The organism is Marinitoga sp. 38H-ov (assembly GCF_011057715.1).
Taxonomy (GTDB): domain Bacteria; phylum Thermotogota; class Thermotogae; order Petrotogales; family Petrotogaceae; genus Marinitoga.
The window spans coordinates 51,731-65,253 of the sequence record NZ_LNGH01000054.1 but is presented as its reverse complement, the minus strand read 5'-3'; the positions used below and the strand labels follow the sequence as shown (position 1 = coordinate 65,253).

General features: G+C 24.7%; 16 protein-coding genes and 1 riboswitch. Of the genes, 1 reads left to right on the top strand and 15 read right to left on the bottom strand.

What is annotated here, in order from left to right:
* Positions 1-100: 100 nt before the first annotated feature.
* The 15 genes from AS160_RS10805 to AS160_RS10740 form a co-directional block, all read right to left on the bottom strand.
* Positions 101-928 (bottom strand): bifunctional hydroxymethylpyrimidine kinase/phosphomethylpyrimidine kinase, encoded by an 828-nt coding sequence (locus tag AS160_RS10805; RefSeq protein WP_165148920.1) that lies wholly within the window; start codon positions 926-928, stop codon positions 101-103.
* An 11-nt stretch (positions 929-939) separates the two neighbouring features.
* Positions 940-2,241 carry a phosphomethylpyrimidine synthase ThiC gene (gene thiC / locus AS160_RS10800; RefSeq protein ID WP_165148917.1) on the bottom strand — a complete coding sequence of 434 codons (1,302 nt, stop codon included), beginning with the start codon at positions 2,239-2,241 and terminating at the stop codon, positions 940-942.
* 12 nt (positions 2,242-2,253) lie between these two features.
* Entirely contained in the window at positions 2,254-3,321 is a 1,068-nt protein-coding gene (locus AS160_RS10795; RefSeq protein ID WP_165148914.1) for a radical SAM protein, read from the bottom strand.
* A gap of 1 nt (position 3,322) precedes the next feature.
* Positions 3,323-4,090 carry a thiazole synthase gene (locus AS160_RS10790; protein ID WP_165148911.1) on the bottom strand — a complete coding sequence of 256 codons (768 nt, stop codon included), beginning with the start codon at positions 4,088-4,090 and terminating at the stop codon, positions 3,323-3,325.
* Positions 4,083-4,280 (bottom strand): sulfur carrier protein ThiS, encoded by a 198-nt coding sequence (gene thiS, locus AS160_RS10785; RefSeq protein ID WP_165148908.1) that lies wholly within the window; start codon positions 4,278-4,280, stop codon positions 4,083-4,085. The genes AS160_RS10790 and thiS overlap by 8 nt, the downstream gene beginning before the upstream one ends.
* Positions 4,281-4,337: 57 nt before the next feature.
* A riboswitch (TPP riboswitch) is annotated at positions 4,338-4,447 on the bottom strand.
* An 88-nt stretch (positions 4,448-4,535) separates the two neighbouring features.
* Positions 4,536-5,678: a hypothetical protein gene (locus tag AS160_RS10780; RefSeq protein WP_165148905.1), complete on the bottom strand. Its 1,143-nt coding sequence runs from the start codon at positions 5,676-5,678 to the stop codon at positions 4,536-4,538.
* Positions 5,679-5,683: 5 nt separating this feature from the next.
* The gene (locus tag AS160_RS10775) at positions 5,684-6,589 is read right to left on the bottom strand and encodes a hypothetical protein (protein ID WP_165148902.1); all 906 of its coding nucleotides are present in this window, start codon (positions 6,587-6,589) and stop codon (positions 5,684-5,686) included.
* Positions 6,590-7,139: 550 nt separating this feature from the next.
* Positions 7,140-7,634, bottom strand: a complete 495-nt coding sequence (locus AS160_RS10770; RefSeq protein WP_165148899.1) for a hypothetical protein — start codon at positions 7,632-7,634, stop codon at positions 7,140-7,142.
* A 377-nt stretch (positions 7,635-8,011) separates the two neighbouring features.
* Positions 8,012-8,539 carry a hypothetical protein gene (locus tag AS160_RS10765; RefSeq protein WP_165148896.1) on the bottom strand — a complete coding sequence of 176 codons (528 nt, stop codon included), beginning with the start codon at positions 8,537-8,539 and terminating at the stop codon, positions 8,012-8,014.
* A 26-nt stretch (positions 8,540-8,565) separates the two neighbouring features.
* Positions 8,566-8,697: a hypothetical protein gene (locus AS160_RS11565; protein WP_277601316.1), complete on the bottom strand. Its 132-nt coding sequence runs from the start codon at positions 8,695-8,697 to the stop codon at positions 8,566-8,568.
* Between the two features lie 352 nt (positions 8,698-9,049).
* A complete protein-coding gene (locus tag AS160_RS10760) occupies positions 9,050-10,153 on the bottom strand; it encodes a hypothetical protein (RefSeq protein WP_165148893.1) in 1,104 nt (367 codons plus the stop codon).
* A 135-nt stretch (positions 10,154-10,288) separates the two neighbouring features.
* A complete protein-coding gene (locus AS160_RS10755) occupies positions 10,289-10,909 on the bottom strand; it encodes a hypothetical protein (RefSeq protein ID WP_165148890.1) in 621 nt (206 codons plus the stop codon).
* 29 nt (positions 10,910-10,938) lie between these two features.
* A complete protein-coding gene (locus tag AS160_RS10750) occupies positions 10,939-11,172 on the bottom strand; it encodes a hypothetical protein (protein WP_165148887.1) in 234 nt (77 codons plus the stop codon).
* A complete protein-coding gene (locus AS160_RS10745) occupies positions 11,154-12,062 on the bottom strand; it encodes a hypothetical protein (protein ID WP_165148884.1) in 909 nt (302 codons plus the stop codon). Before AS160_RS10745 ends, AS160_RS10750 begins: the two co-directional genes overlap by 19 nt.
* Positions 12,063-12,256: 194 nt before the next feature.
* On the bottom strand, positions 12,257-12,460 hold the full coding sequence (locus AS160_RS10740; protein ID WP_206528180.1) for a hypothetical protein: 204 nt from the start codon (positions 12,458-12,460) through the stop codon (positions 12,257-12,259).
* A 383-nt stretch (positions 12,461-12,843) separates the two neighbouring features.
* Between AS160_RS10740 and AS160_RS10735 the strand changes: the two genes are divergently transcribed.
* Complete coding sequence (locus AS160_RS10735; RefSeq protein WP_165148880.1) at positions 12,844-13,506, top strand: SGNH/GDSL hydrolase family protein; 663 nt, start codon at positions 12,844-12,846, stop codon at positions 13,504-13,506.
* The last annotated feature ends 17 nt before the right edge of the window (positions 13,507-13,523 follow it).

The window sequence follows — 13,523 nt, the reverse complement described above, 5'->3', positions numbered from 1 at the left end:
TGAAAAAATAAGATGAATTTAACAAAAACTTAATATTGTTTAAAACACGGATGTTTTCAACATTTTATTTTTTTGGCCCATTTTTCAATTATAATTTGGCTTACTTTTGAGTTGCAAAATACAGTTTATGTATTCTACCTGGAAATTTCCCAACATCATATTCATTTTCTGCCTCTGGCAACGCAAATACTATATTTTGACCAACTTCAGGTATGGTATATTTCCCTAATTTATTTATTTCAGATTTTATTTTCCAAAGCTCCTCTAAAATATAATTTTTATGAAATTCATATATCATATTTTCTGTTTCTACAGAAAATTCTGAATTTTTAACCATTTTATCCATATAATATAATGAAGCATTAATGGATTCTTCAATAGTATAACCCATATGAATATGTGCTGTTATTAGTGAAGAGAAAGTACAGCCTGTCCCATGTAATTGTTTTTCATATTTTTGTGAATAGAATTTTTTATTTTTATATAATATTTCTATTTTTTCAGTATTTTTATGCCCACCTGTGATTATTACATCGCAGTTTATATCTGCCATTTCATATTCTTCTGAATTCATTATCATTAAATCTACGTATTTTGAACCTTCATTTACATCATTAGGTGAAATTATCGTATATCCTGTAGAGGTTTTTATTATAGGGTTCCATATAATTTTTGCTTCATTATATCTTTTTCTCAAAATTTTAATCTGTTTTGAATTTGCCATTCCCACCTTTATTAAAGAGAATTTATCAAATAAGTCGAATTCTTCAAAGTTTTCTCTGAACTCCACACTTTTAAATTCTTTTTCATTCTGTACTGTGTATGCCGATATAATGGCTTTTGGACTTATTTTAAACATTTTCATTATTGATATATCCTGTAATATACCTGCTCCACCAGATGGATCAAATCCTGAAAATACAAGCATCATAATTCCTCCTATTCTATTAACAATATTTCTGCTTTTTCGAGGTATTCCTCTGTAATTCTCATTGCACATAATGGTCCACACATAGAACACATATTGCTTTCTTTTCCTTTTCTTGCGGTATAGAATTTTTTAGCTTTTTCCTGATCCAGTGCAAGCTCAAACTGTTTTTTCCAGTCGAACTTTTTTCTTGCTTTGCTCATTTCATTATCAATATCCATATTTTTTCTATTTTTAGCTATGTCAGCTGAGTGGGCTGCTATCTTTGTTGATATTACCCCTTCTTTTATATCTTCTATAGTTGGCAATCTGAGATGTTCAGCAGGTGTTACTGCACAAAGAAAATCTGCTCCTTTGGATGCGGCAATAGCTCCACCTATTGCAGAGGTTATATGGTCGTATCCTGGGGCAATATCCGTTGTAATTGGACCAAGTACATAGAAAGGTGCTCCATCACAGATTTTCTTTTGTAATATCACATTGGCCTCAATTTCATCGATTGGCATATGGCCCGGCCCTTCAACCATTACCTGAACACCAGCATTACGAGCCCTTTTTACCAGTTCACCTAATCTCAATAATTCTTCAAATTGAAGGTCATCGGTTGCATCGTAGAGGGATCCGGGTCTCATACCATCACCAAGGCTTATTGTTATATCGTATTCTTTACATATTTTCAGTATTTCGTCATAAAATTCGTAAAATGGATTTTCCTTGTGATTTTTTATCATCCATCCAACGATTATTGAACCACCACGTGAGACTATTTTTGTTATTCTTTTTGAGTTTCTCAATTTTTCAATGGTTGTTCTAGTGATACCTGCATGTATTGTCATAAAATCAACACCATCTTCGGCATGGTCTTTTACCATTTGAATGAACTCCTCAGCTTCAAAATCAATTACCCTTTTTTTCTGTTGTATGGCTTTTGTTGCAGCATCATATACAGGTACCGTCCCAACCATGATATTTGAATTTTTGATTATTTCATTTCTTATATAACTTAAATCTCCCCATGTTGAAAGGTCCATTATTGAATCTGCACCATATTTTTCTGAAATTTCAAGTTTTTTCAACTCTTCATTCAAATCTGTATATCCCTGAGAAGTACCAATATTAATATTTACCTTTGTTTTTAATCCTTCACCGATAGCTCTGATATTTTTAAAATGATGATTTTTATTTTTTGGTAATACCGCCTTTCCAACAGCTATTTTTTCTCTTAATATTTCTGGTGATATATTTTCATGCTTTGCTGCAATTATCATCTCTTCCGTAATAACTCCCATTTTTGCGAATTCCAATTGTGTCATTTTCTTTCCTCCTTAAAACCAGTTTACTGTTGTAGGATTATATCCTCTACTTTTTATATAGTTAATAAACTCCTGAAAGTTTCGTTTATCTTCTGTTTCAAATTGCTTTATTGATTTTTTATATATAGTATAGCCACCAACATTTGTTGTTGAACCTGCTGACATCTTTGTTGCAATTCCTATGAGGGCATTTCTAAAATCCGCATTTTCACGAGTTGAAATATTTATATGAACTCTTGGAAAAATTAATTTTAAAGCTAAAATATAATGTATAAGGGTTTTATCTGAAATATTAAAAAATTTCTCTTTTACATTATATGCAGATTTTATCCTTGGAAAGGATATTGCATATTCTATCTCAGGATAATTTTTTAACAGATAATCCATATGATACGCAAGCATTATTATTTCAAATTCTGGTTCATATAATCCAAGCAATGCTCCAATATTTATTTCCCTAACACCAGATTTTATTGCATATTCGATTGTATCTAATCGTTTTTTATAATCGCTTTTTGGACCAAAAAGATGAACTTCTTTATATTTCTTTATACAATATGTCTCCTGATACATTGTAACACCTATTAATCCTGCTGATATTAGCTTTTTATATTCGTCTTCTTTTAAAGAATAGGTTTCTATAGAAACTTCTTTGAAAAATCTTTTCAATAATTTTATTGTATTATATAGATAATCTAAATCTGTGTTTATAGGATCTTCACCTGTTAATATGAGAACATGGTCTATACCTGCATCTTTTAAATATATAGCTTCTTTTTCTATTTCATTATAGATTAATTTTTTTCTCTGAATCTTGTTTGTTGCTTTAAATCCACAATATGTACAACCATTTATACAATAATTTGATATATATAATGGGGCGTATAAAAATATAACATCACCAAAGAACTTTCTGTTATTTTTCATTACTTTCTTCGCCATTGTTCGAAGATTTGTGTTTTCAAGCAAACCGAATATTTCATTTACAGCAAAAAAATCTTTTTTTAAGTTGATATGGTGTTCTTTTTTTCTTTCTTTTTCTATATATTTGATAATTTTTTCAACATTCTCAGAAAACATGTCAATCTCTTCCTATATAATCGAACAATGGCGAAGATGCTTCTGCCACCTCTTTTTCTTCGGGCATTCCTGATAAATATGCAAGTCTTCCAGCTTCAGCAGCAAGAGAAAAAGCCTTTACCATCTTGACAGGATCATCTGCTATTGAAACTGCTGTGTTTGCAAGAACTGCATGACATCCTGATTCCATAGCCTCTGCTACATGTGATGGTTTTCCTATTCCTGCATCTATTATTATCTTCACATTAAATTCGTTTAAAAGAATCTTTACAAGCTCCTTTGTTGTGAATCCTTTGTTTGTACCTATTGGTGAGCCAAGTGGCATTAAGACTTCTGCACCATTTTCTATCATTTTTCGTGCATCATATAAATCAGGATGCATATAAGGAAATACTTTAAAACCATTTTCAGTTAATAATTTACATGCTTTTATAGTTTCTTGATTATCCGGCATTAAATACTTTGAATCGTTTATGATTTCTATTTTTACCCAATCTGTATTCATTAATTCTTTTCCAGCTTTTGCAATTAATAATGCTTCTTCTGCATTTCTTGCTCCAGATGTGTTTATCATTATTTTTTTTACATTAATATAATCCAGGATACTTTCATTTGTATTACTATATGATGCTCTTCTCATTGCAACGGTAACAACTTCAATATTTGCTTCTTCTATAGCTTTTTTCATGATATTATAATCTCGAAATTTTCCAGTACCCATAAAAAATAGATTGTTAATTTCTTCACTGTAAAAATTGATATTAACCACCTCCTACTACGGTAATGATTTCAATTTTATCATTTTCAGATAAATGATGTTCAGAATAATTTTTTATGGGAATAATTTCGCCATTTTTTACTACAACAACAGATTTGTTACTGAAAGAAAGTTCTTCGAGTAATTCTTTTAATGTACTGCTTTTACACTCTTTTACTTTACCGTTTATATATAATCTCAAGATATCACCTCCTGATATAGAAAAATCTCCTGCACGAAGCAGGAGATTGATTTTTATTTTTATCTCTGCTCCGCTCCTTTCGCTGGTATTAACCAGATCAAGTTGTAAGGGTCAGAGGCTTCCGCCTCACTCTCAGCTACGGATTAGTAGCTCCCCTGCGGCTCTTTTTTATTTACTTTTTATAATCTCAATTTTGATTATACCATTATTTTACTTTTATTTCAAGAGAGTTATTTGTGTTTTTTAATCTTTAATTTATTTTTGATAGATTTCATCTAAAATTCCAATTTCCTTTGCTAATTTCAATGTGTTTTGAACATATATTCCTATAGTTTGTATAAAATTTTCATATATTTGTAGATATTTTATCAAATTTTCCACTGTTGACGTTTTAAAATTAAAGTTTACTAATATTTTTTTTATATCATTATACTTTTTTTGATAAAACAGATAATTTTTATACATAATATCTATGTTTCCTCTATAATAGAATTCTTCTTTCTTTTCATTAAATTCTGGAGAATTTAAATTATTTATTTTCCCTATATTTCCAAAATTGACATAAATCGAAATATTAAAATAATTACTTTTGAGTGAGTAGTTTAAAGATAAATTTACTCCTGAAAATTTAAATAAATTCAAACGAACACCATAATCATGGGTTTCAAAGTTTGTGTCTAAATAAAAATCTGCAATATTTGAAAAATTATTAATGTATGAATTTTTATCATTTAATTTATTTCCTAATTTAGATATTTCAAAATTAAGAGGTCCATCACTTATATTTATTTTTATCCTTTTTAAAATCTCTAAAAAACTTGGACTTTCACATAAATTTAAATATTTTATAGAAGTATCCATTCCTATAATATTTTTTAAATCTAATTCCATTTCTTCTATTGTAATTTTTTTAAAATATATTCTATTTTCTAATTCATTTATTATTTGAATATATTCCTCAGAATTTTCTTTCTTTTTTAGAATATCATTAATTTTTAAATATAGTTCAAGTAATTCTTTCTCGTTATAAATCATGGAATACAAATTTAAAATACGGTATATAACCTCATTCTTTTTTTGTTTTTTACTCAAAGAATTATATTCTTTTTCAAGATTATATCTAAATACTTTTGAATTTGCCATAATAATCGAAGAAATGGAAATAGATGTTGATAAATTAATAAAATTATTATTAAGAGTTAAAGATAAGTTAGGTTGAATAATATCTTTCAATAAATTAATTGTATTTAAATTATGCAATTTGCTGTCTATAACTTTTATTTCGTATGAGCTATTTGTCCCGGATAAAATAAGTTTTTCAAAAGAATATTCTTTTTCATTCCCAAACACAAAAATAGATATAAAAATTATTATTAAAAATGACAATTTTTTCAACATTTTTATTATCCTTTATAACCATAAATATTTATTAAAATACTACCATCATCTAAACCTGTTAAACCAACTATATTATCAGGTATTTCATATATAACATCTTTTATTTTCCAGTTTTTAGTATTAAGTATTATTAATTTATTACTGCTATATATAGCAACATCATTGTCATTTATAAAGGTTACAAAATATGGTTCATCCATTATTATTTCTGGATAAGCATCCATTAATTCTATTTCTTTTATTGTTTTAGTTTCATTATTATAGTATTCAAATTTTATATTGTTTATAAGAATTACATCTCCTTTTGTATTTACGTCTAATTTGGGTGAACCAATAAAATTCTTTTTTACCAGAGTATCATCGCTATTGGTTATATTTAAAAGATGAAGTTCTAATTTATCTTCACTATTTTGTATAACAAAAGATAAAAAATTATTGTTTATTTTTGATGGATTCATATCAAAATATACTGAATCTGAATAAGATTTTATTAACTCCCATTTTTTATCTGATAATGAGTATTGATAAATTTCCAAGTTTTTATTATTATTATAAAAAAATACTACGGAATTATCATTTGTTACAAATCGAAAAGTAGAATCATATGAAGGTATTGGGAAATTATCTAATGTAATAACATTCCATTTAACTAAATTCTCTAAATTGGAAATATATAAATTATTTTTTCCCATTTCCTTAAACAATACTATATTACCCTTTTTACCAAACGATATTTTATCAGTGTTAATATATTTCTCCATTTCTTTTAAGTATAAATATTTAATTTTGTAATTTTCAATCTCTACTGTTTCAATAAAATTTTTAGCACCTGGAATTAAGACATTAAAATCTCCAAAAATTAAAATAAAAGATACACTTAAAATAAATATCACTAAAGCTATCTTTTTCATATTTTCACCCCTCTCGTGTATAATGTTTTCATATAATTAATAAATCTGATATTTATTTTTAAAAAAAGAATTCTAAATCTGCATTATTATATAACTAAAGTAATTCTATCCATCATGTATAAAAGGTGCTTTGAATAGTCTGACTAATTTGGTATATATGATCCACTTCTTATTACAAAAAGAAAAAAGATCAAGGTAAATCTCAGAAAGATACTGTTATTTTTACTACTAGAAAATTAGTTAGAAGTATTTATTATATGCTTAAAATACACCTTACAATCTTATTGAATTATCTCAAACTTCTAAAAAATGGTGTTTTTAAAGGATAATAGTAATAATCAATAATAATTAATTAATAATTATTAACTAAATATTTCTATTTTTGCGCCCTTGTACAATACTTGTTTTTACCCTTTTTTCTATCTGTATTATTCTGAATTCTTTTAATCTTACATATTTGTAATTTTCATTGTTTTTTTATTTTCTCCTAGATTTATTCCAGAGACTATTTTAATTCCCCATAACAAATAATGTTATGGGGAATATTTGTTTACAGACCTTTTAATTCTGTTTTTGTGGTTTCACTAGTTACCGTTTTATAAAATAATTGATCAATACTCCTATCAACAGTTTTCATAGTGCCATCATCATAAATTTCTTTCTCTTCTACCCAGTATTTATAATAGTATCTAGTATGAGAAGTTTTTTTATATAAGTACCAACCATAATATGGGGGAATTGATACATTATATGTTCTTGTAATTTCTGTTGAATCCTCCTTTTTTGAACCTAATCCTAATTTACCCAAAATATCTATACTTAGCGACCAACTCCAGGAATTCGTTAACTTAATTGAATAATTAAAATTTTCAGATATCGAACTTCTATTTTCCTCACCAGTTACATATTCCCATGCTGTTTCACCTAATTTTGAACTATTTAAATAAGAATAATGATATTCAGTAACTGTCTTTAAGATATTTGCTGCATTTAAGCTTGTTACAAATAATACTATTAACACAATAAAAATATACCACTTTTTCATTACCATCCCTCCAATGTATTTTCTATGAACTGGCGCCAGTAAACTTTCAATTATTCGCTGATAATTTTATCAAAAAAAAAAAAAGTAAACAAAATCGCAGTAAATTTGCTGTTAATTTTATATTTCTAAAATTCGATAAATTTACTTAATTATAATATAATATGATATATTAATTGAGTTAAAAAATTATTATATATAAATAACAAAAAATCTCCCGCATGAAGCAGGAGATTGATTTGGATTTTCATCTCTGCTCCGCTCCTTTCGCTGGTATTAACCAGATCAAGTTGTAAGGGTCATAGGCTTCCAACTCACTCTCAGTTACAGGAGGTGAATTTTTATATATCTTAAGTGGATGAAAACTCTGTATCAACAATCTATTTTAGTTTATATATTTTAAAATCATAATTCTCATATGGTTTCCCATTATAAATAAGATATTCCTCATTATTAATTTCCACCAATCTTTCTGGATAATTTTCTTCATTATATTTATATTTTATATATTCTTCTTTTTTATTTCTTATATCAAATAACAATAAATTTTTGTTTTTTGAGTTTTTTAACTGAACTATAAAATATATTTTTTTATCGATTATTCCTATTGATTTTATACTATGAAATAAAACTTCATGATCGCTATCATTTGGTTTAAATTTCCCGATTGTTTTAAATTTATATCCCGGTAATGAGTATAATTTTTTAAGTTCTCTATATTTTAAAAGATATATATTGTAAATATCATTTTCGATATTATGTGTGAAAACATATATTCCATCTTTATCCTTAAATAAATTGCGTATTATTTCATGAGTTTTTACTAATATATTGTTCTCTAATTTTTCTCTATTATAATTTAATCTGTATATATAATACTCTGGTCTATTATAAACAGGGAAATCCATACTTATATGTTCATTTTTATTGATTTTTATAAATTTCCCATTTGGTGTATTTTTTTATTAGATTCATACATCATTTTTTCTATTAGTTTCCCATTTTTGTCATACTTATATATTCCATCTGGAGTTTTTAAATATATATTTTCTTTTTCAACTATCATTTCAAGATCACTCGTATCTATTTTCTCTTCAATTTCCGAAAAGGTTTCTAATTTTTTAGAAAATATATTTGTTTTTAAAAAATACGCTTTTTTGTAATTTAGCGATGGATTTTGATCTTCAGCTATAACCTAAATATTCCCAGATTCATCAACTATACTATTTATCAACACCAGCTTTTTATCAAATAAATATTTTTTATTTGCATATTTATTTATGTCAAGATCATTAATGTTGATAGTTTTAAATAAAAATAATCACTGGCTATATAATGTAATAGTTAAAAATACTATTAAAATACCTGTAATGTACTTTTTCATATTCGCATCCTCTCACTTATAATTTCCCGCTTTGCTAAAATTCTTTAAAAACTTCCAACTTATCATATGATCTTATAAAAATATATTTATTATTAAATACTTTTTTTACTTTAATATCGTTAAAACGGTAATATATATTATTTTTCTCTTCATTTATTTTAAATAATGTTTTATCATCGTTCATATTTATTTTTAAACTTTGTAAATATGAATTTGAACTATTTGACGCCATTGTAAGTACATAAAGATAATTTTTTAATAGAGCTGCTGTAGGATAAAATTTTCTATTTTTCATTTTTAATTCAAATGACTTTTCATCATTCAAATTAAAAATCTCTATTTTATTAAAAATATAATCTTCTTTTAAATTTGGTTCTTTGAAAAGAGCAATAAATATCTCACCATTATCATTTTCCAACAATAAAGGATATTCATTATCCTTTGCATTTAGACTATATTTATTTGATAATGAATATATTTTTCCACCAAAAATTTTTTCATTTCTTCCAGAATAAGAATATATTTTAACACTACATATATCTCTAATAATTATATTTTCATTATTATCAATAATTATCTGATTCCCGTGATTATATGGAATAAAATACACACCATTTTCATATTCATTTTTTGTTTTTTCAGTAATTGAATTAGCAACATCTTCAAATATATAAAAATCGATAAATCTAAAATTTTGATTAAATACTATTATACCCCCAAATGTCAAAAAATATATCTTATCATTTTTTGCATAGACATCTAAAATATCTATCCATGGAGGAAATGGAGCTGGAATCAAAGTGTTTAATTTTATCATTTTTACTGTATTTTCTAATATGTCAATTTTATATGCAGTTATTTCTGTATTGTTAAATTTATTCAAATTCTTAAATATATAAATGTTACCTTTCTCATTTATTGTCCATTGAAAATCAAAATCGTTTCCCCATGAATCTTTTGGTGAGAATAAAACTATATAGTTGTTTTTATATTTATATTCTTTATTGAAGGATATTGTAAAAATATGATCAAAATTAAGTTGTTTTAATTCACTTGAAAAAGCTATAGAGATATAGATAATCAATAAAAAAGAGAGAATAATTATTCTTTTTGCTGATAAATTACTTATAACTTTCATCTTTACCCCCTTAATATTTTTTCAACAAACACTTTAGAGTTTGGTAAAAATCCAAATCAGTCTTGATACAATAGCATATGCTACTATCTTTTTCATTCCCCTTCTATCATTTTTTGTTTTTTAACAAATAGCTCACTATTTTTGATCAATATCCTGATGTTTATAATTATAAACAGATTTAATCCAATCGATTTTTAATCCTTTCCATGTTCTTACTATATAAAAGGTTATTTCAGCATTTTCTGGATATTTTATTTTTTTCATCTTATTATTATCTATTACTTTTTTTATAATCTTTCCATTTGAATCCAATTCATAGGATACTAAATCTCCATTTATAATATGAACTATATATCCATTCTTTCTTTTTTTTATATTTATATTTCTTTTGCTTGTATTTGTATCCATTACTAATGAAGCATCATTTTCAAGAAAAGTATAATATTTTTTCATAAGTTTTTCTGATTTTTCTGGATTTAAAACATACTTTTTTCTTTCTTCTATCATTTTATTTAAATAAGCTTTAAGGGAATTATTTATAACATTAGAAGATAATGTATTATCTTCAAGAATACTTTCATAGTATATATTAGCATAATACATTGCATCATAATATTTTTTAATTATATATAAAGGATTAAAGTATAAGTTATATACTAATTTTAATGGGAAATACAAAATTATTATTAAAATTACAAATATTATTAATTTAAATCTAAAATCTATATTCTTCCAATAATGCCAATAATTAAACAATTCATAAGACCTCCTAAAATATATATTTATCAAACTTCTATCATTTTATTTAAATAAGATTTAAGGGAATCATTTATAGTATTAGAAGATAATGTATTATCTTCAAGAATATTTTTATAATATATATTAGCATAATACATTGCATCATAATATTTTTCTAATACATGTAATGGATTAAAATAGTTGTTATATATAAATGTTGTAAATATACTGATAATATTCCTAATATTGGATAAATAAATTTTTAGGGTTTTTCGTACCATACATAATAATTTCCCCCATTTATATAATTTAAATAATTATCTTTTGCTATTAAACATAACTGGGAAATATTATTGTAATTTGGAGAATCCTTTACATCAAGATTTCCTCTGGTTATAGTCGTTTCATCAAGTTTTTCTCGAGTTTCTATTATGCCATTATCATTATATTTATACTTTGTTATTCCTTCTACTTTTACTAATAAACTGCTATAATTACGTTCAGCTATAGCAAAAACTTTTTCCCATCCTTTTTTCCAATTTCCATTTTCTGAAATGTAATGTATAACATATACTTTTCTTAATGTATAATGTCTTGCTTCTTTGGTTGTTGTTTTTGTTATTCTAAAATTGTTTTTAAGATATGAAATAAAATCTCCTGTATATTGTATATATTCAATGAAGTTTTTTAATTCTGAAGCAATAGAATTAATAATGTTAGTTGTAGCTATATCTAATATAGTATTTAATGTTGCATTAAATATTCTTCTTGACATTTCTCCATAAGTATATCCAGTTTTTGTAGTATCCAGTCTATATCCAAAAGTATATTGTCCTGTATCTAATTCATCATACAATGATTCATAAACACCTTTATCTTTTATATTATTAAGATAATCTTCAAAAGTAAATATTTTATTCGGCAAAAATAATTCTTTTGTATGACTAATATTATTATAATAATATATTTTATTAGCAGGTATTTTTTGACCCTTTGAATTTTTTATAGAAGAAATCTTTTCATTTTTTATTTCAAATGTATACTCTATATTACCTTCTTTATCAAATATCTCTTGTTTTACTAAATTTCCATCTTCAAAATAATTTTTGAATACCAAAAAACCATCTTTAGTATAATACTCAGATGTTTTAATAACATTATTATCATACACAGAACTTTCTAAACCATTATTATATTCAACATTTTTTCTATTTTTTTACATTAGTACATGATATAAAAAATATACTAATAAAAAGAATTAAAACATATACTATTTCTTTTTTCATTCACAATTCCTACTATCATTTTTTATTTTTTACAATAAATAGTGTGCTATTGTTGATTAAAATATTATTGTAAATATAATTATAATACCTGTTTTCTATATATAGAATAAAAAATTTTGCTTAATGTGTATTCTTTACTCTGTAAGAACTCTTTTTCAATATTTAAATTTTTGGTATTTTTATAAAATATATCAGGATTAGGAACGTTATTATTATTTAAATTCGAAATATAAAAAGTAGTTAAAGTATTCAACAGCAACATTGTTAATAAAATCACAGACATAATAAAAATTTTTCTCATATTTTCACCTTAAGTTTTATATCTTGATAATTCGCTATAATTTTATCAAAAAAAAAAAAAAAATAAACAAAATCATGGTAACTTTGCTATTAATTTTATATTTATAAAATTCAATAAATTTACTAAATTATCATATCATATGATATATTAATTGAGTTAAAAAATTATTATATATAAATAACAAAAAATCCCCTGCACGAAGCAGGAGATTGATTATTATTCTACACTTTTTTTGGTATTATTAACTAAATCAAGTGAAAAGAAAAACTTAATTTAAATTAATTTGCTGTGTGTATTAATATATATTTTAAATTATTGTCAACTTAAAAGAATTCTGTTATAATCGTTGGTATGGAGGGGATAATATGTTAGCATGTTTTGGAGATAGTATAACAGAAGGTAAGCCTGGAGTATCTTATGTAAAATATTTAGAGGGTATAAATTTTGGTTTAGGTGGAGATACTGTTTTAAATCTTACCAAAAGATTAGAGGTTTTAAATTTTGAAAAATATGATGAATTAGTAATAGAAATTGGTACAAATGATATATTATTGCCATTCTTAAGATCTTATTCAAAAATGTGGGAAAGATCAATAGAAAGCATTATTAAATCTGGAAGGGTTCCTTCAGAAACAAAAGATGAATTTGAAAATAATTATGAAAAAATGATAAATAAGGTAAAACATAAGAAGGTTTATGTTGTTAGCATTCCGATGATTGGAGAAATTTTAAATAGTGATTTAAATAAGAAAGTACATGAATACAATGAAATAATAATAAAAATGTGCAAAAGATATAATGTTAAATATATTGATTTTAATAGTTGGCAAAAAGAAGTTGTAAAAAATTCAAACACTTTTATATCAAAAAATCCTTTTGGTATGGTACTAGATTCTATTTTTGTTAGAACTCCTTTAATATCAAAAATTACCAGTAAAATGAGGAATTTAGTTACTACAATAGATGGTGTTCATTTAAATGATTATGGTGCATATAATTTAGCAAAAATGATAATATCAAATACATAATTCATATTAAAATTCTT

What these genes read in the sequence shown, in the direction of transcription:
- AS160_RS10805 (WP_165148920.1), bottom strand. Translation starts at nt 928, where the DNA reads ATGCTTGTATTTTCAGGATTTGATCCATCTGGTGGAGCAGGTATATTA.
- thiC (WP_165148917.1), bottom strand. Translation starts at nt 2,241, where the DNA reads ATGACACAATTGGAATTCGCAAAAATGGGAGTTATTACGGAAGAGATG.
- AS160_RS10795 (WP_165148914.1), bottom strand. Translation starts at nt 3,321, where the DNA reads ATGTTTTCTGAGAATGTTGAAAAAATTATCAAATATATAGAAAAAGAA.
- AS160_RS10780 (WP_165148905.1), bottom strand. Translation starts at nt 5,678, where the DNA reads ATGTTGAAAAAATTGTCATTTTTAATAATAATTTTTATATCTATTTTT.
- AS160_RS10775 (WP_165148902.1), bottom strand. Translation starts at nt 6,589, where the DNA reads ATGAAAAAGATAGCTTTAGTGATATTTATTTTAAGTGTATCTTTTATT.
- AS160_RS10770 (WP_165148899.1), bottom strand. Translation starts at nt 7,634, where the DNA reads ATGAAAAAGTGGTATATTTTTATTGTGTTAATAGTATTATTTGTAACA.
- AS160_RS10765 (WP_165148896.1), bottom strand. Translation starts at nt 8,539, where the DNA reads ATGGATTTCCCTGTTTATAATAGACCAGAGTATTATATATACAGATTA.
- AS160_RS11565 (WP_277601316.1), bottom strand. Translation starts at nt 8,697, where the DNA reads ATGATAGTTGAAAAAGAAAATATATATTTAAAAACTCCAGATGGAATA.
- AS160_RS10760 (WP_165148893.1), bottom strand. Translation starts at nt 10,153, where the DNA reads ATGAAAGTTATAAGTAATTTATCAGCAAAAAGAATAATTATTCTCTCT.
- AS160_RS10750 (WP_165148887.1), bottom strand. Translation starts at nt 11,172, where the DNA reads ATGGTACGAAAAACCCTAAAAATTTATTTATCCAATATTAGGAATATT.
- AS160_RS10740 (WP_206528180.1), bottom strand. Translation starts at nt 12,460, where the DNA reads ATGTCTGTGATTTTATTAACAATGTTGCTGTTGAATACTTTAACTACT.
- AS160_RS10735 (WP_165148880.1), top strand. Translation starts at nt 12,844, where the DNA reads ATGTTAGCATGTTTTGGAGATAGTATAACAGAAGGTAAGCCTGGAGTA.